This window comes from Aurantiacibacter suaedae (assembly GCF_005434915.1).
Taxonomy (GTDB): Bacteria; Pseudomonadota; Alphaproteobacteria; order Sphingomonadales; family Sphingomonadaceae; genus Alteraurantiacibacter; species Alteraurantiacibacter suaedae.
The window spans coordinates 848100-868828 of sequence record NZ_SKCG01000002.1; the positions used below are offsets into that span (position 1 = coordinate 848100).

At 63.0% G+C, this 20729-nt stretch carries 24 protein-coding genes; 12 read left to right on the forward strand and 12 right to left on the reverse strand.

Annotated features, from left to right (window positions below):
- The first annotated feature begins 92 nt into the window (after positions 1 to 92).
- From E0473_RS10435 to E0473_RS10450, 4 genes are all read left to right on the forward strand, one after another.
- On the forward strand, positions 93 to 410 hold the full coding sequence (locus E0473_RS10435; protein ID WP_137680937.1) for a heavy metal-binding domain-containing protein: 318 nt from the start codon (positions 93 to 95) through the stop codon (positions 408 to 410).
- A gap of 83 nt (positions 411 to 493) precedes the next feature.
- Positions 494 to 1240 carry a YebC/PmpR family DNA-binding transcriptional regulator gene (locus tag E0473_RS10440; RefSeq protein ID WP_137680775.1) on the forward strand — a complete coding sequence of 249 codons (747 nt, stop codon included), beginning with the start codon at positions 494 to 496 and terminating at the stop codon, positions 1238 to 1240.
- Between the two features lie 114 nt (positions 1241 to 1354).
- The gene (ruvC, locus tag E0473_RS10445; protein WP_137680776.1) at positions 1355 to 1831 is read left to right on the forward strand and encodes a crossover junction endodeoxyribonuclease RuvC; all 477 of its coding nucleotides are present in this window, start codon (positions 1355 to 1357) and stop codon (positions 1829 to 1831) included.
- Between the two features lie 59 nt (positions 1832 to 1890).
- Entirely contained in the window at positions 1891 to 2199 is a 309-nt protein-coding gene (locus tag E0473_RS10450; protein ID WP_137680777.1) for an antibiotic biosynthesis monooxygenase family protein, read from the forward strand.
- A gap of 75 nt (positions 2200 to 2274) precedes the next feature.
- Here E0473_RS10450 and E0473_RS10455 read toward each other — a convergent pair whose 3' ends face one another.
- Complete coding sequence (locus E0473_RS10455) at positions 2275 to 3078, reverse strand: sulfotransferase family protein (protein WP_161981570.1); 804 nt, start codon at positions 3076 to 3078, stop codon at positions 2275 to 2277.
- A gap of 208 nt (positions 3079 to 3286) precedes the next feature.
- On the opposite strand from E0473_RS10455, the gene E0473_RS10460 reads away from it, so the two are divergent.
- The 3 genes from E0473_RS10460 to E0473_RS10470 all read left to right on the forward strand — a co-directional run bounded on the left by E0473_RS10460 (position 3287) and on the right by E0473_RS10470 (position 5518).
- Positions 3287 to 4027: a class I SAM-dependent methyltransferase gene (locus tag E0473_RS10460; RefSeq protein ID WP_137680779.1), complete on the forward strand. Its 741-nt coding sequence runs from the start codon at positions 3287 to 3289 to the stop codon at positions 4025 to 4027.
- 103 nt (positions 4028 to 4130) lie between these two features.
- Positions 4131 to 4493 (forward strand): ArsC family reductase, encoded by a 363-nt coding sequence (locus E0473_RS10465; protein WP_137680780.1) that lies wholly within the window; start codon positions 4131 to 4133, stop codon positions 4491 to 4493.
- On the forward strand, positions 4472 to 5518 hold the full coding sequence (locus E0473_RS10470) for a glycerophosphodiester phosphodiesterase family protein (RefSeq protein ID WP_421721785.1): 1047 nt from the start codon (positions 4472 to 4474) through the stop codon (positions 5516 to 5518). Before E0473_RS10465 ends, E0473_RS10470 begins: the two co-directional genes overlap by 22 nt.
- Here E0473_RS10470 and E0473_RS10475 read toward each other — a convergent pair.
- Entirely contained in the window at positions 5511 to 6404 is an 894-nt protein-coding gene (locus E0473_RS10475) for a bestrophin family protein (protein ID WP_137680781.1), read from the reverse strand. The genes E0473_RS10470 and E0473_RS10475 overlap by 8 nt on opposite strands.
- A 3-nt stretch (positions 6405 to 6407) precedes the next feature.
- Positions 6408 to 7157, reverse strand: a complete 750-nt coding sequence (gene ubiG, locus E0473_RS10480; RefSeq protein ID WP_137680782.1) for a bifunctional 2-polyprenyl-6-hydroxyphenol methylase/3-demethylubiquinol 3-O-methyltransferase UbiG — start codon at positions 7155 to 7157, stop codon at positions 6408 to 6410.
- A gap of 56 nt (positions 7158 to 7213) precedes the next feature.
- Between ubiG and E0473_RS10485 the strand changes: the two genes are divergently transcribed.
- From E0473_RS10485 to E0473_RS10495, 3 genes are all read left to right on the forward strand, one after another.
- Positions 7214 to 8506, forward strand: a complete 1293-nt coding sequence (locus E0473_RS10485) for an aspartate kinase (RefSeq protein ID WP_137680783.1) — start codon at positions 7214 to 7216, stop codon at positions 8504 to 8506.
- A 26-nt stretch (positions 8507 to 8532) separates the two neighbouring features.
- Entirely contained in the window at positions 8533 to 9513 is a 981-nt protein-coding gene (locus E0473_RS10490; RefSeq protein WP_137680784.1) for an NAD(P)H-dependent flavin oxidoreductase, read from the forward strand.
- 154 nt (positions 9514 to 9667) lie between these two features.
- Complete coding sequence (locus E0473_RS10495) at positions 9668 to 11095, forward strand: globin-coupled sensor protein (protein WP_161981571.1); 1428 nt, start codon at positions 9668 to 9670, stop codon at positions 11093 to 11095.
- Here the strand turns inward: E0473_RS10495 and E0473_RS10500 are convergent.
- Positions 11092 to 11784: an alpha/beta fold hydrolase gene (locus E0473_RS10500; protein WP_137680786.1), complete on the reverse strand. Its 693-nt coding sequence runs from the start codon at positions 11782 to 11784 to the stop codon at positions 11092 to 11094. The genes E0473_RS10495 and E0473_RS10500 overlap by 4 nt on opposite strands.
- A 101-nt stretch (positions 11785 to 11885) precedes the next feature.
- Complete coding sequence (ligM, locus tag E0473_RS10505) at positions 11886 to 13295, reverse strand: vanillate/3-O-methylgallate O-demethylase (protein ID WP_137680787.1); 1410 nt, start codon at positions 13293 to 13295, stop codon at positions 11886 to 11888.
- Between the two features lie 118 nt (positions 13296 to 13413).
- Here ligM and E0473_RS10510 point away from each other — a divergent pair, with 118 nt between their 5' ends.
- Both E0473_RS10510 and E0473_RS10515 read left to right on the forward strand, forming a co-directional pair.
- Positions 13414 to 13815 (forward strand): VOC family protein, encoded by a 402-nt coding sequence (locus E0473_RS10510; RefSeq protein WP_137680788.1) that lies wholly within the window; start codon positions 13414 to 13416, stop codon positions 13813 to 13815.
- Positions 13816 to 14071: 256 nt separating this feature from the next.
- Positions 14072 to 14476, forward strand: a complete 405-nt coding sequence (locus tag E0473_RS10515; RefSeq protein ID WP_137680789.1) for a response regulator — start codon at positions 14072 to 14074, stop codon at positions 14474 to 14476.
- 9 nt (positions 14477 to 14485) lie between these two features.
- On the opposite strand, the gene E0473_RS10520 is transcribed toward E0473_RS10515, so the two are convergent.
- From E0473_RS10520 to E0473_RS10550, 7 genes are all read right to left on the reverse strand, one after another.
- Entirely contained in the window at positions 14486 to 15385 is a 900-nt protein-coding gene (locus E0473_RS10520) for a TauD/TfdA dioxygenase family protein (protein ID WP_137680790.1), read from the reverse strand.
- Between the two features lie 75 nt (positions 15386 to 15460).
- Positions 15461 to 16468, reverse strand: a complete 1008-nt coding sequence (locus E0473_RS10525) for a zinc-dependent alcohol dehydrogenase family protein (protein WP_137680791.1) — start codon at positions 16466 to 16468, stop codon at positions 15461 to 15463.
- Between the two features lie 17 nt (positions 16469 to 16485).
- Entirely contained in the window at positions 16486 to 17232 is a 747-nt protein-coding gene (locus E0473_RS10530) for an SDR family NAD(P)-dependent oxidoreductase (protein ID WP_137680792.1), read from the reverse strand.
- Positions 17222 to 17752: a protein-tyrosine phosphatase family protein gene (locus tag E0473_RS10535; RefSeq protein WP_137680793.1), complete on the reverse strand. Its 531-nt coding sequence runs from the start codon at positions 17750 to 17752 to the stop codon at positions 17222 to 17224. Before E0473_RS10535 ends, E0473_RS10530 begins: the two co-directional genes overlap by 11 nt.
- A gap of 1 nt (position 17753) precedes the next feature.
- On the reverse strand, positions 17754 to 18626 hold the full coding sequence (locus tag E0473_RS10540; RefSeq protein ID WP_277751516.1) for an amidohydrolase family protein: 873 nt from the start codon (positions 18624 to 18626) through the stop codon (positions 17754 to 17756).
- 136 nt (positions 18627 to 18762) lie between these two features.
- A complete protein-coding gene (locus tag E0473_RS10545) occupies positions 18763 to 19017 on the reverse strand; it encodes a hypothetical protein (RefSeq protein WP_137680794.1) in 255 nt (84 codons plus the stop codon).
- A 131-nt stretch (positions 19018 to 19148) separates the two neighbouring features.
- A complete protein-coding gene (locus E0473_RS10550; protein ID WP_137680795.1) occupies positions 19149 to 20660 on the reverse strand; it encodes an aldehyde dehydrogenase family protein in 1512 nt (503 codons plus the stop codon).
- Between the last annotated feature and the right edge of the window lie 69 nt (positions 20661 to 20729).

Sequence of the window (20729 nt, forward strand, 5' to 3'; positions counted from 1 at the left end):
TGCTTGCAGACCGGCTGTATTGCATTAGCAATACACTAATAGCAGTCCGCAAGGAGACACGACAATGGCAGGCCCCTGGAAAGACGCGCGGAATCCCCGTTACCACTACGCCCACGATAGAGGGGCACCCGATCCAGGAATATCTCGGCATCGTCACCGGAGAGGTGATTGTCGGTGCCAATGTCTTCCGCGATCTGTTTGCCAATATCCGTGACATCGTGGGCGGGCGTTCGGGCAGCTACGAGCGGATCCTCGCCGATGCGCGCAAGCAGGCGATCGAGGAATTGCAGGCCGAGTGCGGCGCGCTCGGCGGCAATGCCGTGGTCGGGATCGACCTCGACTATGAGGTGATCGGCCAGTCAGGCTCGATGCTGATGGTTTCCGCCAGCGGCACGGCGGTGAAAATCTGATACTGCTTACGGGTAGTTGAAGGACAAGCGCCGCTGGTCTAGGCGGCGCTTTCCAGTTTCAGACGCACAAGCGACGGATCACCATGGCAGGCCATTCCAAATTCAAGAACATCATGCACCGCAAGGGTGCGCAGGATAAGAAGCGCTCGGGCCTCTTTTCCAAGCTCAGCCGCGAAATCACCGTGGCCGCCAAGATGGGCATGCCCGATCCCGACATGAACCCGCGCCTGCGCCTTGCGGTCAATGCCGCCAAGGCGCAGTCGATGCCGAAGGACAATATCCAGCGCGCGATCGACAAGGCCTCGGCTTCGGACGGTGAGAACTACGAAGAGGTCCGCTACGAGGGCTATGGCCCGGGCGGCGTGGCGCTGATCGTGGAAACGCTGACCGACAACCGCAACCGCACCGCCACCAACGTGCGCACCGCGTTCTCCAAGAACGGCGGCAACATGGGCACCGAGGGCAGCGTTCAGCACGGGTTCGAGCGCAAGGGCCTGATCGAATATCCGACCAGCGCGGGCGACGAGGAGAAGATCCTCGAAGCGGCGATGGAAGCGGGCGCCGACGATATCGAATCGAGCGAAGACGGCCACACCATCTGGACCGAGGCCGATCAGCTGCACCAGATCGCCGCCGAGCTGGAAAAGTCGCTTGGCGATGCGGAGACCGTGAAGCTGGCGTGGAAGCCCAACATCACCGTCGACATGGAAGAGAAGGAAGCGACCACGCTGCTGAAGCTGGTGGACGCGCTCGACGATGATGACGACGTGCAGACCGTCTGGGGCAACTACGACATCTCCGACGAGCTGATGGAGAAGCTGGCGGGCTGAGCTGGTTGATGCGGCCCTGGCGCGACTGGGCGATCCTGCTCATCATCGCCATCCCGCTGCTCTTGGCGATTGTCTGGCGGCTGTCGCTCGCCTTCGGCCTGTGACGGGCCTGCCATGATTATCCTCGGCCTCGATCCTTCGCTCAGTTCCACCGGCTGGGGCGTGATCCGTTCAGAGGGCAGCCGGATCAGCCATGTCGCGCATGGCCAGGTGAAGACTGCCTCTGCCACCCCGATGCCCGAGCGGCTGGCCTTCCTGCAGGCTGAGCTCGCGCAGGTGATCGCGCGCTACCGGCCCGATCGCGCTGCGGCTGAAGAGATATTTCTCAACAAGAACCCGCAGTCGACGCTGAAGCTGGCCCAGGCGCGCGGGGCCGTGCTGGCGACTTGCGGCGCGGCCTACGATGGGATGGGGCTGGCGGTGCGCGAACATGCGGCGCGCGCGGTGAAGAAATCGGTGGTGGGCACCGGCGCTGCCGAGAAGGCACAGGTGCAGGCGATGCTCAAGGTGTTGTTGCCGGGGGTAAAGGTGGTGGGCGCGGATGCGGCCGACGCGCTGGCGGTGGCCATTGCCGATGCGCATCTGGGGTGACTTGGAATATCCCTTCGTCCCCTCCTCACCACAAACGGAAATGGGCTGGAGGAGCGACAATGTACCTGGTGGTATTCCGCAACCGCAAGCGCGCCGACATCGATCAGGCGGCTTACTCCGCCGAGGCTGCCCGGATGGAGGCCATGGCCCGCCAGCAACCGGGCTTTCTCTCGTTCAAGAGCTATGCCGCCGACGATGGCGAGGTGATTGCCCTGTCCGAATGGGAGAGCGAGGGGGCGGCCCGCAACTGGGGCCGCGTGGCCGAACACCGCGTAGCACAGGCCCGCGGGCGCGAGGCCTACTACGCCGACTACACCCTGTTCACCTGCGACAATCCGCGCATACACCGGTTCATGGCGCAGGGCTGAGCGTCCTTTCCTACACGCTGCGCGGGGCTGGGGCGGCTGACAATTGCGCTATCCGAGCAGTTTGCCCGGTCAGGATCAGTCAAGCTGGTATTGGAATTCCTGCCATGAGCCACTGCCAAACCGTGTAGGCGCCAGCGTCTCAAGATATTTTGCGTTGGTGTTCCGGATATCGGCAAACCTGCCTTCTGTTTCCAGCGGCACCTCACGGGGATCAAGATTGGCGAACAGGCTTATCGCCTCAAGTGCCGCGGAAGGATTTTCGCACAAATCCTCGTAGCGGAGCCTGAGGCAGTCGGAACTCTCGTCCTCCAGCGCCGCTTCATGCGCTATGTGCCAATGGTACACCAGTTCCTCAATGGATGTGTTCGACCATTTGCGCGTCGCACAGGCCACAACTCGCGGGTCACGCGTCATGATGACAAACCGGCTGCCGGGGAACACGGATCGCAACCAGCCGATCTTGGTCAGGTTGGGTGGGCTCTTTTCCAGCAAGATGCGATCCTCGCCCTGTGTCCAAGGCGCCCAGCAGCATAGCAGACGGCGCTGCGCCGTTTGTGGATCCGTCGCGGGCTGGGCCATCCGCATTTGCGGGGAGAAGGCAAAGCGGCCCGGGCCACCAAATTCGCGCGCCGCAGGATAGACATCCTGAAGATGCTGGCCCTCATTCTCCGGGACTGGCGCCTGCAGGCCGGCAATCCGGAAATGCGAACGAAGAAGATGTTCGAGCAGGGTCGTTCCACTGCGGTGAAGCCCGCAGACAAACAGCATCCTTTCAACTGCAAGCGGCCGTTCTGCCGGGGTAACGAGCGGCAGTTCGGGCTCGCGCGAAGTCTCTTTTACCTTCTTCCGGAATAGCTGCATAAGCGCCTTCTCTGCCACGATAATTGGGATTGTTAGGGTAAGGGTCGGGAAGCCGATCCGGCAATTGCAGAGGCAGTTTATGCCAGCGCGATGATGGGGCTGCAATGCTGCGCTGCGACAATCGGTACATTGACGGGTCGCGCAGCGCGATAGACCGCCCTTTCCTACAGCGGGAAAGCCGTGCCATGCCTCTGGCATGAGCACTGAAAAAGAATAAAGAGGCGCGATGGCCGATAGCGACGAAAACTGGCGTATCTGGGGTGAGCGCGATCCCTATTACGCCGTGCTCACCGATCCTCGTTTTCGCAGCGATCGCATCGACGAGAACCGGCACCTTTTCTTCGAAAGTGGCCGTGGTTTCGTCAATCACTGGCTGGCCGAGCTTGAACGGCATTTTGGTGCCCTGCCGCGGGAGCGCGCGCTGGACTTTGGCTGCGGGGTAGGTCGGCTGACAATTCCGCTGTCAGAGCAATTTGGCAGTGTGGTGGGCCTGGACGTGTCCGAGGCGATGCTCGATGAAGCGCGGCGCAACAGTGACGGGCGGCAGATCGATTATCTGCTGTCGGACGATGCCCTGTCACGGGTCGAGGGTTCGTTCGACTTTGTGAACAGCTGCATCGTTTTCCAGCATATTCCCGTCGCACGCGGGATGGTTATTCTGAGCCAGTTGCTTGACCGGATACGTGTGGGCGGCGGGTGCCTGATCCATTTCTCGACGAAGCGACATCACGGCTGGAAGCGGGAGCTGGTCTACAAAATCCGTCATTCGGTGCCGGGCGGACAAACCGTCCTGAACCTGCTGGATCGCAAGGCGTCCGATGCGCCGGTGATGGAGATGAACGAGTATTCGCTCGATGCCGTGCTCGGGCTATTCAAGACCTATGGATTCACCGAGACCTTGCTTCGGTATGAAAATCACGGCGAAACCGACACCGTTATGATCCTTGCGCGCCGGTCATCGAAATGAAGCCTTGCCAGGCCATTGGCGGTGAGCTGCGGCGCGCCGGTTTCGCGGCTCCTGTTTTCCCTCTAGGACAGTGTCACACCTGTAACACCTTGGCGAGAACCCCATGACCATCGACCTCTACGGCATCCCCAACTGCGACACCGTCAAGAAGGCCCGCAAGTGGCTGGACGAGCAGGGGCTTGCCTACACCTTCCACGACTACAAGAAGGAAGGGGCCGACCCGGTGAAGGTCGAACGCTGGATCGGCGCAGAGGGGATCGACGTGGTGCTCAACCGGCGCGGCACGACCTGGCGCAAGCTTGACGAGGGCGAGAAGGCACTTGCGGGCGATGCCATCGGTGCGGCTGCGCTGCTGGTCGAGCATCCAAGCATGATCAAGCGCCCGGTGGTCGAGCACGATGCCAAAAACGGAGCAGGCCTCTTGATCGGGTTCGATGCGGCGAAGTGGCAGGAAGAACTGGTGTGAAGTGGCTCGCCTGCCTTGCTGCGCTGCTGCTGACAGCGCCGGCCGTGGCGCAGGATAGCGACATGCTGATCATCGCCCATCGCGGGGCCAGCGGCGATCTGCCCGAGCACACGCTCGCGGCTTACGAGAAGGCCATCGACGACGGGGCGGACTACATCGAGATGGACCTAGTGGCGACCAAGGACGGCGTGCTCGTCGCCCGCCATGAGAACGAGATCGGCGGCACCACCGATATCGATCTGCGCCCCGAGTTCGCCAGCCGCCTGACCACCCGCATCATCGACGGGGCGGAGCAGACCGGCTGGTTCACCGAAGACCTGACGCTGGCCGAACTGAAGACGCTGCGCGCGAAAGAGCGGCTGCCCGAGCTACGGCCCGCCAGCGCAGCGCATGACGGTGACTATGCCGTGCCGACCTTCGCCGAGGTGCTTGCGCTGGTGAAGCGCAAGGAGGCGGAAACGGGCCGCAAGATCGGCATCTACCCCGAGATCAAGCACCCCGCCTACTTCGCCGGTATCGGCTACGACCTTGCTGCCATGCTGCTGGCCGAGCTGGAGACGGCGGGGATGCGACCCGGCGTCGATCCGGTGTTCATCCAGTGCTTCGAGGTGACCCCGCTGGTGCGGCTGAACCAGCTTACCGCGTTCCCGCTGATCCAGCTGGTCGCGCCCATCAGCGGTCCGGCGGACGTCGCGGGGCGGACCTATGCGCAGATGCTCGACGACGACGGGCTCGCCATGATCGCCACCTATGCCGAGGGGATCGGCCCGGCGATCTCGCAGGTGCTCAAGCCCGATGGCACCCCCACCGGACTGGTGGCGGCAGCGCACGCGCGCAGCCTGGCGGTCCATCCCTGGACCATGCGCCACGAAAACGCCTTCCTTCCGCCCGCCTTGCGGATGGGCGACGATCCGGCGGGCGTGGGCGATGCGGCGAAGCTGTGGAGCGTGCTGGTCGCGGCGGGCATCGATGGGCTGTTCACCGACCACGCTGGCGAAGCGGTGCGCCTGCGCGCGGCTAACTGAGGTAGTAGTCGCGCGGGGCGAACGGCTCCGGCGGCTCCTCGCCCAGATGCGGGGCGATGCTGATCTCGGCGGCGCGGCAGATCGCGTCGAGCGGCAGGGCATTGGGTGTCATGCCGAAGGGGTGGGCGAGGTCTTCGGTCACCTCGGCAAGGCCAAGGAACACGTAACCGACGATGGCCACGAACACCGGCGCGAACCAGCCCACCGGGCTGACCAGCGCCAGCGGCAGGAGCAGGCAGTAGAGGTAGGTCGTGCGGTAGATGAGCAGCGAGTAGACGTAGGGCAGCGGGGTGTTGGCAATGCGCTCGCACCCGGCCTGGGCGAGCGCCATGGAGGCGAGCCGCTCGGCCAGCGCCTTGGCGCCGAAGCCGTCGATCGCCCCGTCGGCGCGGGCCTCGGCGAGCGCCACGGCCATGGCGTTGAGCGCAGCATCGGGAGGGTTGGGCGCGCTGAGGAAGCGGGCTCCGCGGCTGGCACTCTGCTCGTCGCCCGCAAGCTTGCGCAGGTTGGCGCGGTGCAGGTGCAGGAAGGCGAGGGCGAGCCGCAGCAGCTCGCGGCGGCGTTCGCGTTCGGCCTCGAACAGGTCGAGTTCGCGGGCAAAGCTGCGCAGGTCGGCGAGCAAACCGCCCCACAGCTTGCGGGCCTCCCACCAGCGCTCGTAGGCAGCGTTGTTGCGGAAGCCTAGGAACAGCGAGAGTGCGATGCCGAACACGGTGAAGCCGGTGCCATCAAGCTCGGGCACCATGCCGGGCCAGCGGTGATGGACGAAGACGACCAGCGCCGCCAGCGCCGCCAGCATCAGCAGGCCCGGCGCGATCACCGGCACGATCGAGCCGCGCAGTGCAAAGGCCAGCGCGAACGGCGTGGGCTTGTCGCGGACGATCATGGCTCAGTCGCGGCGCGCGGTGACGATGAAGTTGAGCGAGAGGTCGCCGGACAGGTGCAGGCCCTTGGCGGGCGAAAAGGCGATCCCGCGCGGCTCGCCCATGGTGAGGCCTGCTTCGGCCAGCAGGTCGGCCAGTTCGTCGGGGGTGAGGAAGTCGTCCCAGTGGTGCGTGCCGCGCGGCACCATGCCGAACGTCTCGGCAGCGCCCACCAGCAGCGCGCGGCTGGCCAGGGTGCGGTTGGGGGTCGAGAGGACCATCAGCCCGGCCTGTGCGAGCCGCGCGGCCAACTGCGCGACGAAGGCAGGCTTGTCGGCGACGTGCTCGATCACCTCCATCGCGGTGACGAGGTCGAACTGGCCGAGCCCCAGCGTTCCCAGCTCGCCCGGCACATAACGGATGTCGAGCCCGGCGGCCTCGGCATGGGACGCAGCGGCGGCGGTGTTCTCGGGCGCGGCATCGACGCCGGTCACCTCCGCGCCCAGTCGCGCCAAAGGCTCGCACAGCAGCCCCGCGCCGCAGCCGACATCGAGCGCGGCCTTGCCCGCCAGCGGCCTCACGCTCTCGACATCGCCTGCCCAGTGCAGGTCTATCGCCTCGCGCAGGAAGGCGAGCCGCACCGGGTTGAGCTTGTGCAGCATGGCCGAAGAGCCCTTGGGATCCCACCACCCGGCGGCCAGCTGGCCGAAGTGGGCCGCCTCTTCGGGGCGGATCGTCGCGCCCTGCGCGCTACTGCCAGATATTGCATCGGTCATGACTCGCTCCTAACAGCGCCCGAGGAATTGAACCAGAGAACAGACAAGGGACGTTCGTGGCCCGTATTGTAATGAAATTTGGCGGCACCTCCATGGCCGGGACCGAGCGCATCCGCCGCGTGGCCGAACTGGTGCGCGCGCAGGCTGCCGGTGGCAACGAGGTCGCGGTGGTCGTATCCGCCATGGCTGGCGAAACCGACCGGCTGGTGAACTTCTGCCGCGAGGCCAACCCGCTCTATGATCCGGCCGAATACGACGCGGTCGTAGCCAGCGGCGAACAGGTGACGGCGGGGCTGCTCGCGCTCACCCTTCAGGCCATGGGTTGCAAGGCGCGCAGCTGGATGGGCTGGCAGGTGCCGGTCAAGACCTTCGGCGCCCATGCCAATGCCCGGGTCGACGATTTCGACGCCGCCAACGTGCTCGCCGCGATGAGCGCTGGCGAAATCGCGGTGATTCCCGGCTTCCAGGGCATTTCGGAAGACGGCCGCGTCGCCACCATGGGGCGCGGCGGTTCCGACACTTCGGCGGTCGCCATCGCCGCGGCGGTTAATGCCGACCGCTGCGACATCTATACCGATGTCGACGGCGTCTACACCACCGATCCGCGCATCGTCGCGCGCGCCCGCAAGCAGAAGTATGTCACGTTCGAGGAAATGCTGGAACTTGCCTCGGTCGGGGCGAAGGTGTTGCAGACCCGCTCGGTCAGCCTCGCGATGAAGAAGAACGTGCGCTTGCAGGTGCTCAGCAGCTTCGTCGATGCCGATGCCCCCAGCGCCGATACCCTGCCCGGCACGATGATCGTCTCCGAAGCGGAGATGGAAGCCTACCTGGAGAAAGAGAACATGGAACGCCAGACCGTCACCGGGATCGCGCTCGACAAGAACGAAGCCCGCGTTGTCCTCACCCGCGTGCCCGACAAGCCGGGCGCGGTGGCCGAGATCTTCCTGCCGCTGGGCGAGGCCGGCATCAATGTCGACATGATTATCCAGAACGTGGGCCGCGACAAGGGCGAGACCGACGTGACCTTCACCGTGCCGCAGGCCGAACTGCCGCGCGCGCAGGCGCTGCTCGAAACGCTGCGCGACAAGATCGGCTTCAACCGCATCATCACCGATACCAAGGTGGCCAAGGTCTCGGTCGTGGGCATGGGCATGAAGAGCCACACCGGCGTTGCCGCCACCATGTTCAAGGCTCTGGCCGACCGCGGCATCAACGTGCAGGCGATCTCGACCAGCGAGATCAAGGTTTCGGTGCTGATCGATTCGGACGAGACTGAGCTGGCCGTGCGCGTGCTGCACACTGCCTATGACCTCGATGCCGAAGCAGCGGTTGACGGGGCCGACGCTTGAGCACCTTTGCCAAAACGAGTGCGCTGATGGCGCGCGGCTGCGCGTTCCTAGGCAGCGAAACCGCGATCCTGTGCGGCGCGATGAGCTGGGTGTCGGAGCGCAACCTCGTTGCCGCGATGAGCAATGCGGGCGGCTTCGGGGTGATCGCCTGCGGGGCGATGACGCCCGAGCTGCTCGATGCGGAAATTGCCGGGACCAAGGCGCTGACGGACAAGCCCTTTGGCGTGAACCTCATCACCATGCACCCCGATCTGTTCGACCTGATCGGCGTCTGCGAAAAGCATGGCGTGAGCCATGTGGTGCTGGCGGGCGGCATTCCGCCCAAGGGCTCCATTGATGCGATCAAGGCCTTCGGAGCCAAGGTGATCGTGTTCGCGCCGACGCTGGCGCTCGCAAAAAAGCAGTTCCGTGGCGGCGCCGATGCGCTGGTGATCGAGGGCAGCGAGGCGGGCGGCCATATCGGCCCGATCTCCACCAGCGTGCTGGCGCAGGAGTTCCTGCCTGAGCTCGCCGCCGAGCATGTGGTGTTCGTGGCCGGCGGGATCGGGCGCGGCGACATGATCGCGGCCTATCTCGAAATGGGCGCGGCGGGCGTGCAGATGGGCACGGCTTTTGCCTGTGCCAGCGAGTCTATCGCGCATCCCAATTTCAAGAAGGCCTTCTTCCGCGCCAAGGCCCGCGATGCCGAGGCGAGCGTGCAGATCGACACGCGCCTGCCGGTGATCCCGGTCCGAGCGCTCAAGAACAAGGGCACGGACGAATTCGCCAGCAAGCAGCGCGAGGTCGCCTTGTTGCTCGATCAGGGCAGCGTCGAAATGGCCGAGGCGCAGTTGCAGATCGAGCGCTACTGGGCCGGCGCGCTGCGCCGTGCGGTGGTCGATGGCGATATCGAGAACGGCTCGCTGATGGCGGGGCAAAGCGTTGGCATGGTGACACAGGAAGAGCCGGTGGTCGATATCATCGCCCGGTTGATGCGTGAAAGCGAGGCTGCGCTTACCCGGCGTTAGGCTGGCGAGGTCGGATCTGCGGCAGCTTTGGTATTATCATTAAGATCCAGTGTCTATCTGGCTGGTTTGCCTGCGGCTTTCTGCTAGGTCATGTGCAATCAACATTAACTCGTCGAACCATATTCTGCATCGGTTCCAGATTCGGATGCAGAATATGACTCCAGAAGACCGCTCCCGCTTTTTCAACCTTAGCGAAGACGACGTCCGCAGCTTTTCTGCGGTTGCCAAGCAGCTGGCCCGCCATGCGCCGGCGGCTCTTGATGACCTTTACGACACTATCAATGCGCGCCCCGAGCTTAGAGAGAAGTTTCGCTCGGCCGAGCACATGAACCATGCCAAGCAGGCGCAGCTGTCGCACTGGCAGGCGCTGTTCGCCGGCAAGCCCGACGAGGCACAGGTCGGCCGCAGCCGCAAGATCGGTTTCATCCATGCGAAGATCGGCCTCGAGCCGAGCTGGTATATCGGCGGCTATGCCCGCGTGCTTGGCCAGGTAATGCGCAAGATGGTCGGCGCGTCGCCGATCCTGCGCGTTGCAGGCCGCGGCCTTGCCGACAAGCTGAGCGGGCTGATCAAGATGGCGCTTCTGGACATGGAAATAGCGCTTTCGGCCTATTTCATCGCCGAGCAGACCAAGCGCACCGAAGCGCTGGACGAGCTGGCAGCGGGCCTGAACCGGATGGCCGATGGCGACTTTTCGCGCGGGCTCGGCGAGCTTCCGCCGGAATATGCCAACCTTGCCGCCGACTTCGAGCGGATGCGCAAGTCCGTCAACGAAGCGCTCTCGGGCGTGTCGAATGCCGCGGAATCGATCGATCGCGGTGCCACCGAGATCCGCCAGGCAACCGACGATCTCGCCATTCGCACCCAGACCACGGCGGCAACGCTCGAGGAAACCTCGGCTACAACCAAGAGTCTCGCGAGCGACGTCGAGGATACCGCCAAGGCTACGCGCGAAATGTCCTCGGCTTTGGCCGAAACGCTTTCCACGGCCGATACCGGCCGCTCGACCGTTTCCGAAGCGGTGGAAGCCACTCGCAACGCCGAGGCTTCGACCAGCGAGATCAGCAAGATCATCGAGGTAATCGAAGGCATATCCTTCCAGACCAATCTGCTGGCGCTGAACGCGGGTGTCGAGGCGGCGCGTGCAGGCGAATCGGGCAAGGGGTTTGCCGTTGTCGCCAGCGAAGTGCGCGCGCTGGCGCAACGCAGCGCCGATGCCGCGCGGGACATCAAGGATCTGATCACGAAGAGCGTAGAGCAGGTTTCGCGCTGTTCGACGTTGGTGGCCCAGTCGGGCGATGCCTTCGGCGACATCAACAGCCGGGTGGCGAGCCTCAACGATCTCGCGCTGAAGCTTGCCGATATCACCAAGTCGCAAAGCGGACTGCTGAGCCAGACCACGGTTGCGGTGAGCGAGATGGAGCGCTCGACCCAGAACAACGCCGCCATGGTCGAAGAATCGAGCGCAGCAGCCAACGTGCTGGCGAGCGAAGCCAACCGTATGAACAGCCTCGTACGCAAGTTCGCTCTCGATCGTTCCGCCGAAAGCGGCTTCGTATCCGAGCAGCGACGGGCCGCCTAACTTTCCGCAGGCCGCGCTAGCTGCAGCAGCACCTTGGTGGTCAGTTCGGGATCGTTCTGCATCACGAAGTGATCGGTGCCGGTTTCGTGGTAGTCGACGCCCAGCGCCTTGGCCTTCTCGGCAAAGCGCGGGAAGGGCGAGGGCTCGTATCCGGTGGCGAAGATGTAGCTCTTGCGTGGGATCGTCTGCTCGTCGCCCGACAGCACCAGAGCTTCGGTAAGCGTCAGCAGCGGGTGATAGCCGACCGATCCGGCCACCATCGTAAAGTCGATCGCGCCGATCGGGGCAACGAGACCAGGGCGGTGGCGCTGCGAATCGATGTACCATTTATGCTCGAACTCGCCGGTTATGTCCCACAGGCTCTGGTCATTGTCGGGCCAGAACGCATCGACATAGCAGATTGCATCGATTGTGCGTCCGAGCTGGCTGGCGAGGCCGGTGATGACCATGCCGCCATAGGAATGGCCGGCGAGGATGAAGCGTTCGAACCCTACCTTGCCAATCTGATCGCGCACGTCATCGATATGGTCGCTCAGGGTGATGCCGGGGTGCAGTTCGTCCTGCCGCGATCCGAGGCCGGGCAGCGTGGCCACCAGCACCTTGTGGCCCAGTGCCTCCAGCATGGCGGGCACGCGGCCCCAGGTCTGTGCGCCGCCCCAGGCACCGTGGACGAGAACATAGTTGGCCATCACAATCTCTCCTTTGCGACCGTCCTAAAGCGTGCGCACGAAAAAGGGGAGGCAGTTTGCACCGCCTCCCCCTCTTGTTCGTAGACCTGACGGTCTGGTGCTTAGCCCTGACGGCCCGAGCGCCAGCCTGCCTGGTAGGTGTCACCAGCCATCTTCGAGTACGGAACCGGCGACACGATGACGCGGGCTTCGAACTGCTCGTGGTCTTCCACGGTGGTCTTGTCGGTGTTCGGCGCTTCGCCCCACTTGACCTTCAGCTCGGTGCCGAGCGGGATCTCGTGGTCAACGGTCGCCAGCGACAGGCCGCGCTTCTCGTTGAACGAGTAGCCGGTGAACATCGACAGACCGACCGTGTTGCCATCGGCATCGACGACGGCGTCGTAGTTCGAGTTGGCGTAGTTCGCGAGCGGAAGATCGAAGAACTTGTAGTTCGGGCCTTCCGGGTTGAACAGCGAGCCGACGATGGTCTTCATGTCGTCCGCATTCCACTCGAGAGTGACCTTCTTACGCTGCTCGTCCTTGTTCTCGGCGATCTTCTTCAGCGCGTCGGCGCCATGGAAGTCGTGGTCGAACTTGACGAACGGACCATAGCCCAGCTCGTAGGGGTTCAGGTAGTAGTCTTCGATCTTCTTGCCAACGAAGGAGCCACCGATCGAGCCGGTTGCTTCATAGCTGTCGGCGCCAAGCCATTCGCGGTAATCCTTCAGCTCGTCGCCGGTGTAGATCGCGGGCAGCGGGCTCGGGATCCAGCCCGATTCCAGCGTGTTCGACGGATAGGCACGCGAACCGACCGGGATGAGGCCGAATTCTTCGCCAGCCTTCAGGATGTGCTCGCGCACATATTCCTGATCTTCATAGGGGCCCCAGATTTCGAGGCCCGGCGAACCGGCCATGCCGTGACGCAGGGTGCGGATCGTCTTGTCGCCGATCTTCATCTCGCCCATGTTGAAGAACTTCAGCTTGTCGAGCGGAGCGCCGTTCAGCTTCTCGATCACGTTCCAGGCCTGCGGGCCCTGGATCTGGAAGCGCCAGGAGATGCGGTTCACCGGCTTGCCCATCGGACGCGAAGGCGAACGCGGGTCGTTGATGACCTCGACGTTGTAGTTGCCCTTTTCGGCGTGATAGATCAGCCAGTTGGCAGCCGGCGCACGGCCGACATAGACGAACTCTTCCTCAGCAAGGCGGAAGATGATGCCGTCGCCGATCACGTGGCCATAAGGCGTGGTGGGCACGTACTGCTTCGCCTTGTTGACGGCGAAACCTTCGGGCGAGTTGATCATGGTGTCCGACAGCAGCTTGAGCGCATCGGGGCCATTGATATAGAGGTCGAACATGTGGTGCGACTGGTCGAACAGCACGGCGCCGTGCTGCCAGGCCCACTGCTCGTCACGCCAGTTCGAGAATTCCGGGGCAACAACCGGGTACACGTAGGCACCGATCTTGTTGTTGCGCAGCTGCTTGACGATATCGCCATTGGCCTGCGCGAGAACTTGTTCCAGATTTTCGGCCATAAAGGGCTCTCCTCTCATGCTTGTGAAGGAATCACATATACGAAATTAGTATGTGGCACATACAATATTGGGCTAGGCACGCAAGCCATAAGCGGCACAAAACGACAGGAGGTTGCTGATGCAGGTGGAAGCGCTCGATCATATCAACATCATCACCGGCGATCTGGATGGAACGGCCGATTTCTATGCCTCTTTGCTTGGCCTCGAGCGGCGCGATGCCCCGCCCCCGCTGACACCGCAGACCGCAACCTGGATGTTTGACAGCGCTGGCCGCGCGATCATTCACATCAATTCGCTCGATTGCGTGCGTGCCTATGATCGTGAGATCACGCCTGGCGCACTGACCGGGGCGCTGCACCACGTTGCGCTGCGCCTCACCGGATATGAAGAAACCAAGGCCCGGCTCGACGCGCGCGGGGCGGGCTATCAGGAAAATGTGGTGGAGGCGATTGGTCTCAGGCAAATCTTCACTGCTGACCCGAACAACGTCTTACTGGAGCTGAACTTCTTTGGCGAATAGTTGGAGGCGGTTAGCTATTTGATGATTGCGGCATCGTAAATAGCAAATTAACCCTGATTGAATAGTGGTTATATCTCGTGTCATTCGGGTGTTCCGGGCAGATTAATACTCTGCGATAACGATTATCTTCGGCTTGTCGAGATTTTGGCTCCACTCGTCGCGGTACGGACGGCGCGTCTACGTCTTGTTAAGCAGCCCGTGGGATCAAGAGCTCCTACGTTCCAGCAGTCGATGGCTCGACTTGGTAGGGTGCCGCATGACGAAGAGAGTTCTCGTAGTCGAAGATGACCTGCTCAACAGGATGTTCCTTGCGGACAGCTTGCGTCTGCATGGCTACGATGTTTGCGAGGTTGACGATGGCGCGCACGTGATGGACGCGGTGCGCGACTATGCCCCCGACCTTGTCACCATGGATCTCAATATTCCGCACATCTCGGGCGAGACGCTGATTCGCCGGCTGCGACGCGATCCCGCCCACGCGAAGATGCCGGTGCTGGCGATTACCGCCTTTGCCTCGCCGCGAGACCAGCAACGCATCCTTCAGCTCGGTGCCGATGGCTTTATGGCCAAACCTCTGGCCCTGCACAGCCTGCTCGATGCGGTGGGCAACCTGATCGCGGCAAAAGAAAACCAGAAGATCCGCGCCCCTGCGCTAAGCTGAGCGCAGACCTCAGACAGGCGCGCCGCCCGCAATGGTGGTGCGATACATCTCGCGGCGGAAGCCATCGTAGTCATTAGGGCCCAGGTGCATGGTTGCGGCATTGTCCCACATGCACACCATGCCCGGCTCCCAGCGCAGGCGACAGGTGAAGGCGTGCTGCGTCGTGTGCTGCACCAACCACTCGATGATCGGTCGCGCCTCGTGCGTGGTCATGCCCTCGATTCCGGCGGCATAGGTGTCGCAGATATAGAGCGAGGGTTCGCCGGTGTGGGGGTGGGTGCGCACAAAGGGGTGATAGCTGCCCTTCATTCCCTGCGCGAATTTGTCCGGATCGCCGAAGGGAAGCGCCTCGCCGCGCAGGAACGCTTGCGTGGCGATGTTGTTGCGCGCGCTCATCCACACTTTCAGCGGGCGCAGCATATCCTGATAGGTTGTGCTCAAGTGCTTGAAGGCGAGCGCGGTGTTGGCCCAGGCGGTATCTCCGCCATAAGGCGGGCCTTCGACCTGTCGCAGGAAGGTGATCGAGGGCGGCTCGGGCAGAAACGGGCTGTCCGTATGCCAACCGCCGCCGAACAGGCTTGGCGTGACCTCGTCGGCCTCCTTGATGATAGGATGAACATCGCGGTGGCCTTCCACGCCTTGCGTATAGGCATCGACCGCGAAGGGGCCAAGGCGAGCAGAGAATTCTTCGTGCTCGGCATGGGTCAGGTGCTGGTCGCGCAGGAAGATCATCTTGTGCTTCCACAGCGCCTGCTTGAGACTTTCGACGCCTTCATCGCTCAGTTCGGGCAAGCGCACGCCCACCACTTCCGCGCCCATCGCCGCTGAAAGCGGCTCGACCGCGAAGTGGTTGGACTGAAACGGGTGATTATCGAAGTCGCCACAAGGCGCAACGCGGACCTGCCACATGTCTATTTCCTCCCTCGACCTTGCTGATCGGTCATCAAATTCAGCTTCTTAACGGTCCGCGCGCCTTGTTCAACGTCAATCCAGCGTGATGACCGTCTTGCCGAAGCTTTCCGGCCCCCAGGCATGGGCATAGGCTGCGGTAGCTTCATCGAAGCCGAAAGTCGCGCCGACGGGCGGCTTGATCGCATGGTCGTCGACCATCGCATTGAGGTCCATCGCCATGCGCACCGAGCCCACGAAAATGCCGCGGATCGAGCCCCCGGTCATCATCAGCTGGCGCGGGTGGGGCGGTTCGCCGTCCGACAGCACGCCGATCAGGGCGATCTCGCCTTCAGGCGCAAGAGCATTGATGCTCTGTTGCAAGGTGCCCACACCGCCGACCTCGACCACCTGCGTGGCGCCGCCGAAATTCTTGGCGATGTGCTCGCCCCACTCGGGCGTGGTCTTGTAATTCACCAGATGATCGACCCCGAGCGCCCGCACACGCTCCAGCTTCTCGTCGCTCGACGAGGTGGCGATCACTTGAGCGCCCGCCGCCTTTGCCAGCTGAAGCGCGATCATCGACACGCCCCCGGAGCCGAGCACCAGCACCCCGCTGCCCTTCCCGACCGGACGCCCACCCATGAACAGCGCGTTGTAAGCTGTGACGCCCGCGCAGGGCATACAGGCGGCCTCGGCATAGGAGAGGCTTGTCGCCACCTTCACCACGCCCTGCTGCGGCAGCACAACCTTTTCGGCCAGCATACCCGGCGCTTTGCCGTCTCCCAGCGCGCGGCCCATGGCTTGCGGGCCGTCGATCCAATCGAGGAAGAAGCTGCCCTGCACCTTGTCGCCGACCGCCACATTGTTGACCCCTTCGCCGACCGCGATCACCTCGCCAGCGCCGTCGGACAGGGGGATGGCGGGTTCCTCGATCGGGCCGCCGAAATATTTGCCGGATGCGACGGCGAAGTCACGATAGTTGATCGACCAGGCCTTCGGCGCGATCAGCACTTCGCCGGGGCCGGGCTCGGGATCGGGCAGGTCGGCCATGTGGATCTTGTCGAAGCCGTCGCAGCCTTCGGGCATCAGCCATGCGCGCATTGTGGTGTCTCCTGTTCCTAGATTTCGAGCGTGTTGAGCGTGCCGCCGTCGACGGCCCAGTCTTGTCCGGTCACGTGGCTGGCGGCATCCGACAGCAGGAAGCAGGCGGTCTCGGCCAGTTCGTCGCTGCTACCCATCCGGCGTTGCGGCACACGGCCCTCGATCTTGCCGCGCTGCTCGTCGGGGATGCGGGCGAGCGCCTCGGTCTCGATGAAGCCCGGGATCACCACATTGCAGCGAACATTGTGCGGGGCCATCTCCACCGCCACCGCGCGGGCAAGGCCGAGCACGCCGTGCTTGCTGGCGACATAGGCCGGGTTCAGCGCCATGCCCCGCTTGCTGGCCATCGAGCCGGTGATCAGGATCGATCCCTTCTTCGCCTCGATCATGGCGGGCATCACCTTCTGGATCGCCCAGAACACGCTGGTAAGGTTGACCCTGAGGGTCTTTTCGAAAATCTCGCCGTCGAAGGCGGTGAACGGGGTGAAGTCGCCGGTCAGCCCGGCATTGGCGAACAGGCCCTCGATCGGGCCGTTCTGCTCAACCGCTCTGTCAAGTGCGGCCTCCAGCTCGGCCCGGTCGCCCACATCGCCAACGGCGAAGGCTGCACCCTCGCCAAGTTCGTCACAGGCCTGCTGCAACTGCTCGGCGCGGCGGGCGATGAGGGTCACCTTCGCGCCGCGCGCGTGCAGCATTCGGGCTGCGGCAAGCCCTATGCCAGAGGAAGCGCCAGTGATGGCGATGTGCTGGCCGTCAAATTGCATCCGTCTCATCCATTTGTGTTCTTATGCTCGATGTCGGGCGAACCTTGCGCCGCCGTTCGGATGCGAGCCGCGCCTCGCGCACGAATTGGCCCCATGGCGCGGCTGTGGGATGATCGCTCCGGCCGGGTTCCCACTGCTGCGCCATCAGCGCGCGGGCCTCTTGTTCGTTCCACCCGCATTCAAGGTGGTAGCGATAGAAGAAAGCCGACACGCGATGGTTCGCAACGCAATGGACATGCAGCGGGCGGGGCAGACCCTCCACGGCGCGCACGAAGGCGGCGTAGTGCTCCTCTTGCGGCTCTGCGAAGGGCACTTCGACGCGGGTATAGCCGATGCCGAGCAGGCGCAGACCATGTTCCTCGCCTGGCAAGGCTTCGGGGTGGTCTGCGGGCGTAAGATCAAGCACGTGCTTAATTCTGGTGCCGATCAGGTCGCGCAGGTTGCGCTCGGCCAGCATGCCCGAGGTGGTGATCTCCGACGACAGGCGTTGCCACGCCCGAATATGCTCCGGATCGTTCAAATCAGGCGAGTCCCAGTACCTTTGCTGCGTTGCCCTTCATGATAGAGGGCATGACCTCTTCGCGGAACCCCACTTCCTGTGCATGGGCGATCCACTTGTCGGGATGGATCAGGGGGAAGTCGCTGCCGAACAGCATCTTGTGCTTGAGCTGGGTGTTCGCATAGCGGATCACCTGCTCCGGGAAGTACTTCGGGCTCCAGCCCGAAAGGTCGATAAAGACATTGTCCTTGTGCAACGCCATCGACAGGCTCTGGTCGACCCAGGGCCAGCTCGGGTGGGCGAGGATGATCTTCATGTCGGGAAAGTCCACCGCGACATCGTCGACCAGCATCGGCTCGCCATATTTCAAACGCAGCCCGCCGCCGCCGCGCATCCCCGTGCCCATGCCCGAATGGCCGGTGTGGAAGATGGCGGGCAGCTTGTATTCGTTGATGACCTCGTAGATCGGATAGCCGACCGGGTCGGCTGGGTGCGCGTTCTGCGCGATGCCATGGAACTTGAAGCCCTTCACGCCGTGGTTCTCGATCAGGTCCAGCGCCTCGCGCGCGCCATACTTGCCCTTGTGCGGGTCGATCGAGGCGAAGGGGATGCAGATATCGTCATTCTTGTTGGCGATTTCTGCGACTTCGTAATTGCTAACGCGCTTGGCGCCCATGCCGCTCTCGCAGTCGACCGTGAACATGCAGAAGGCAATCTGGCTTTCGCGGTACAGCTCGATGATCTCGGGCATCTTGGGCCGTTCGCGCGGGGCCTTGAAATAGGCGCTGGCAGCATCGAAGAACTTGCCCATTACCGGGTCTTCCGGATCGTGGCAGGACACCTCGGCATGAACATGCACGTCGATCGCGCGGATTTTCTCGAGGTCTATGGGCACTGTCGATCCTGTTGGATTGTTTCACTCCTCGCAGGCTTGCGTAATGCCAGCAAGGCGCGTTGGCCATATCTGAAGGGCATAAAAAAGCCCGCCCCAGCGCGACCGGAACGGACTTTTCAGGTTTATCAGAAAACGATTAAGTGGTTTGGTATAGTGAGTAGCTCAGTGAGGCAATTTCTCCTCCAACGCCAGCACCAAATATTACAACAAGTAGTTGGAATGACTGGCCACTACCATCTTCTATCTTAAAATTGGAGGTGCTCACTTTACCTGGGCCAGAGCCAAACGGAACCTTCACTGAGAAAGCTACGTCCGTGCGAATCTTATCATCCTTCGAAAAGTAAACCTTTAGCAGGCCCAAATCCAATAGTACTTCGTCGGTTTCTGACATTACCAGAGATCCGGAAATGGTGTGAGAACGCTGCGTCATTAGCTACCCTTTGGATTGAATTTTAGAATGTAGCAGGCGGCCTGGGCATGAAAGTAGCAAAGCTAATGCATGTCCAGGCTGCCTAATATTCACTACAGCTTCATCAGCACCGACTTGGTTTCGAGGTAAGCCTCAAGGCCGAGGCGGCCCTGCTCGTGGCCGACGCCCGATTCCTTGTAGCCGCCGAAGGGCAGCGCCGGGTCGATCATGGCGTGGCAGTTCACCCACACCGAGCCCGCCTGCAGGCGGCTGGCGATCTTGTGCGCGGCCGAGACGTCCTTGGTCCACACACCGGCAGCGAGGCCATATTGTGTGTTGTTGGCGTCCTTCACCACCTCGTCGAGGTCATCGAAGCGCTGGGCGACCACGACCGGGCCGAAGATCTCTTCGCGCACGACGCTCATCTGCGGGTTCACATCGGTGAGGATCGTCGGGTTGACATAGTAGCCGTCGCCGCCCGGGCTGTCGCCGCCCATCAGGACCGAGGCACCGTCACGCTTGCCCGCGTCGATGTAGCCCATCACGCGGTCGAACTGCTCGGACGAAACCACCGGGCCCATGTGGGCATCGGGATCAAGCGAAGGGCGCGGAGCCCAGAAGTCCTTGGTTTCGGCCATGCCTTCGACGACCTTGTCGAACACCGACTTGTGCGCATAGAGGCGCGAACCGGCAACGCAGACTTGCCCTGAGTTGAAGAAGATCGCACCCGCCACGCCCGGCGCGGTTTCGGCAACATCGACATCGGGCATGACCACGACCGGGCTCTTGCCGCCCAGTTCGAGCGTCACGTGCTTGAGTGTTTCGGTGGCATTGCGGTTGATCAGCTTGCCGATCTCGGTGGAGCCGGTGAAGGCGACCTTGTCGACATCGGGATGCTTGACCATGCGGTCGCCGCCGGTGTGGCCATAGCCGGTGATGATGTTGACCACGCCGGCAGGCACGCCGGCTTCGTGGATCAGGTCAGCCAGACGCAGCGCGGTGAGGCTGGTCTGCTCGGCAGGCTTGAGCACCGTAGTGCAGCCTGCGGCCAGTGCCGGAGCGATCTTGAGGCAGGCCATTAGCAGCGGGAAGTTCCACGGCACGATCTGCGCGCAGACGCCGACCGGCTCCTTCAACGTGTAGGCGAACATCATGCCGCCGGGCATCGAGTAGGGGGCCTGCGTTTCGCCGCCGATCTTGCCGGCCCAGCCAGCCATGTAGGTAAAGTGCGCGGCGGCGCCCGGCACGTCGACCGCGCTGGCCATGCCCTTGGGCTTGCCCACGTCGATCGCTTCCAGCTCGGCCAGCTCCTCGGCATTGGCGAGGATCAGGTCGGCGATCTTGTGCATGATCTTTTCGCGCGCGACCGGCGGCATATCGCGCCAGCGGCGGTCGTCAAACGCGGTGCGGGCGGCGGCAACAGCGCGGTCGACGTCCTTGTCGCTCGCCTCGACGACTTTCGATACGACTTTGCCGGTCGACGGATCTTCAACGTCGATGGTGGCATCGCCGGTGCTGTCGACCCATTCGCCGTTAATGTAGAGCTGGGGGGCGCGGGCGAGCGCTTTTTTCACCGCATCCGAATATTCGGGCTGCGTACGATTGATGGCAGTGACTTCGTTCATGAGAATTCTCTCCTTTCCCATAGCGACTCGAGCCGTGGCCCGATTGACGTTAACCAGAGATAGCAACGC

Coding starts and splice junctions, on each gene's coding strand:
- E0473_RS10440 (WP_137680775.1), top strand. CDS start 494: ATGGCAGGCCATTCCAAATTCAAGAACATCATGCACCGCAAGGGTGCG.
- ruvC (WP_137680776.1), top strand. CDS start 1,355: ATGATTATCCTCGGCCTCGATCCTTCGCTCAGTTCCACCGGCTGGGGC.
- E0473_RS10450 (WP_137680777.1), top strand. CDS start 1,891: ATGTACCTGGTGGTATTCCGCAACCGCAAGCGCGCCGACATCGATCAG.
- E0473_RS10460 (WP_137680779.1), top strand. CDS start 3,287: ATGGCCGATAGCGACGAAAACTGGCGTATCTGGGGTGAGCGCGATCCC.
- E0473_RS10465 (WP_137680780.1), top strand. CDS start 4,131: ATGACCATCGACCTCTACGGCATCCCCAACTGCGACACCGTCAAGAAG.
- E0473_RS10475 (WP_137680781.1), bottom strand. CDS start 6,404: ATGATCGTCCGCGACAAGCCCACGCCGTTCGCGCTGGCCTTTGCACTG.
- ubiG (WP_137680782.1), bottom strand. CDS start 7,157: ATGACCGATGCAATATCTGGCAGTAGCGCGCAGGGCGCGACGATCCGC.
- E0473_RS10490 (WP_137680784.1), top strand. CDS start 8,533: ATGGCGCGCGGCTGCGCGTTCCTAGGCAGCGAAACCGCGATCCTGTGC.
- E0473_RS10495 (WP_161981571.1), top strand. CDS start 9,668: ATGACTCCAGAAGACCGCTCCCGCTTTTTCAACCTTAGCGAAGACGAC.
- E0473_RS10500 (WP_137680786.1), bottom strand. CDS start 11,784: ATGGCCAACTATGTTCTCGTCCACGGTGCCTGGGGCGGCGCACAGACC.
- ligM (WP_137680787.1), bottom strand. CDS start 13,295: ATGGCCGAAAATCTGGAACAAGTTCTCGCGCAGGCCAATGGCGATATC.
- E0473_RS10510 (WP_137680788.1), top strand. CDS start 13,414: ATGCAGGTGGAAGCGCTCGATCATATCAACATCATCACCGGCGATCTG.
- E0473_RS10515 (WP_137680789.1), top strand. CDS start 14,072: ATGACGAAGAGAGTTCTCGTAGTCGAAGATGACCTGCTCAACAGGATG.
- E0473_RS10520 (WP_137680790.1), bottom strand. CDS start 15,385: ATGTGGCAGGTCCGCGTTGCGCCTTGTGGCGACTTCGATAATCACCCG.
- E0473_RS10525 (WP_137680791.1), bottom strand. CDS start 16,468: ATGCGCGCATGGCTGATGCCCGAAGGCTGCGACGGCTTCGACAAGATC.
- E0473_RS10530 (WP_137680792.1), bottom strand. CDS start 17,232: ATGCAATTTGACGGCCAGCACATCGCCATCACTGGCGCTTCCTCTGGC.
- E0473_RS10545 (WP_137680794.1), bottom strand. CDS start 19,017: ATGTCAGAAACCGACGAAGTACTATTGGATTTGGGCCTGCTAAAGGTT.
- E0473_RS10550 (WP_137680795.1), bottom strand. CDS start 20,660: ATGAACGAAGTCACTGCCATCAATCGTACGCAGCCCGAATATTCGGAT.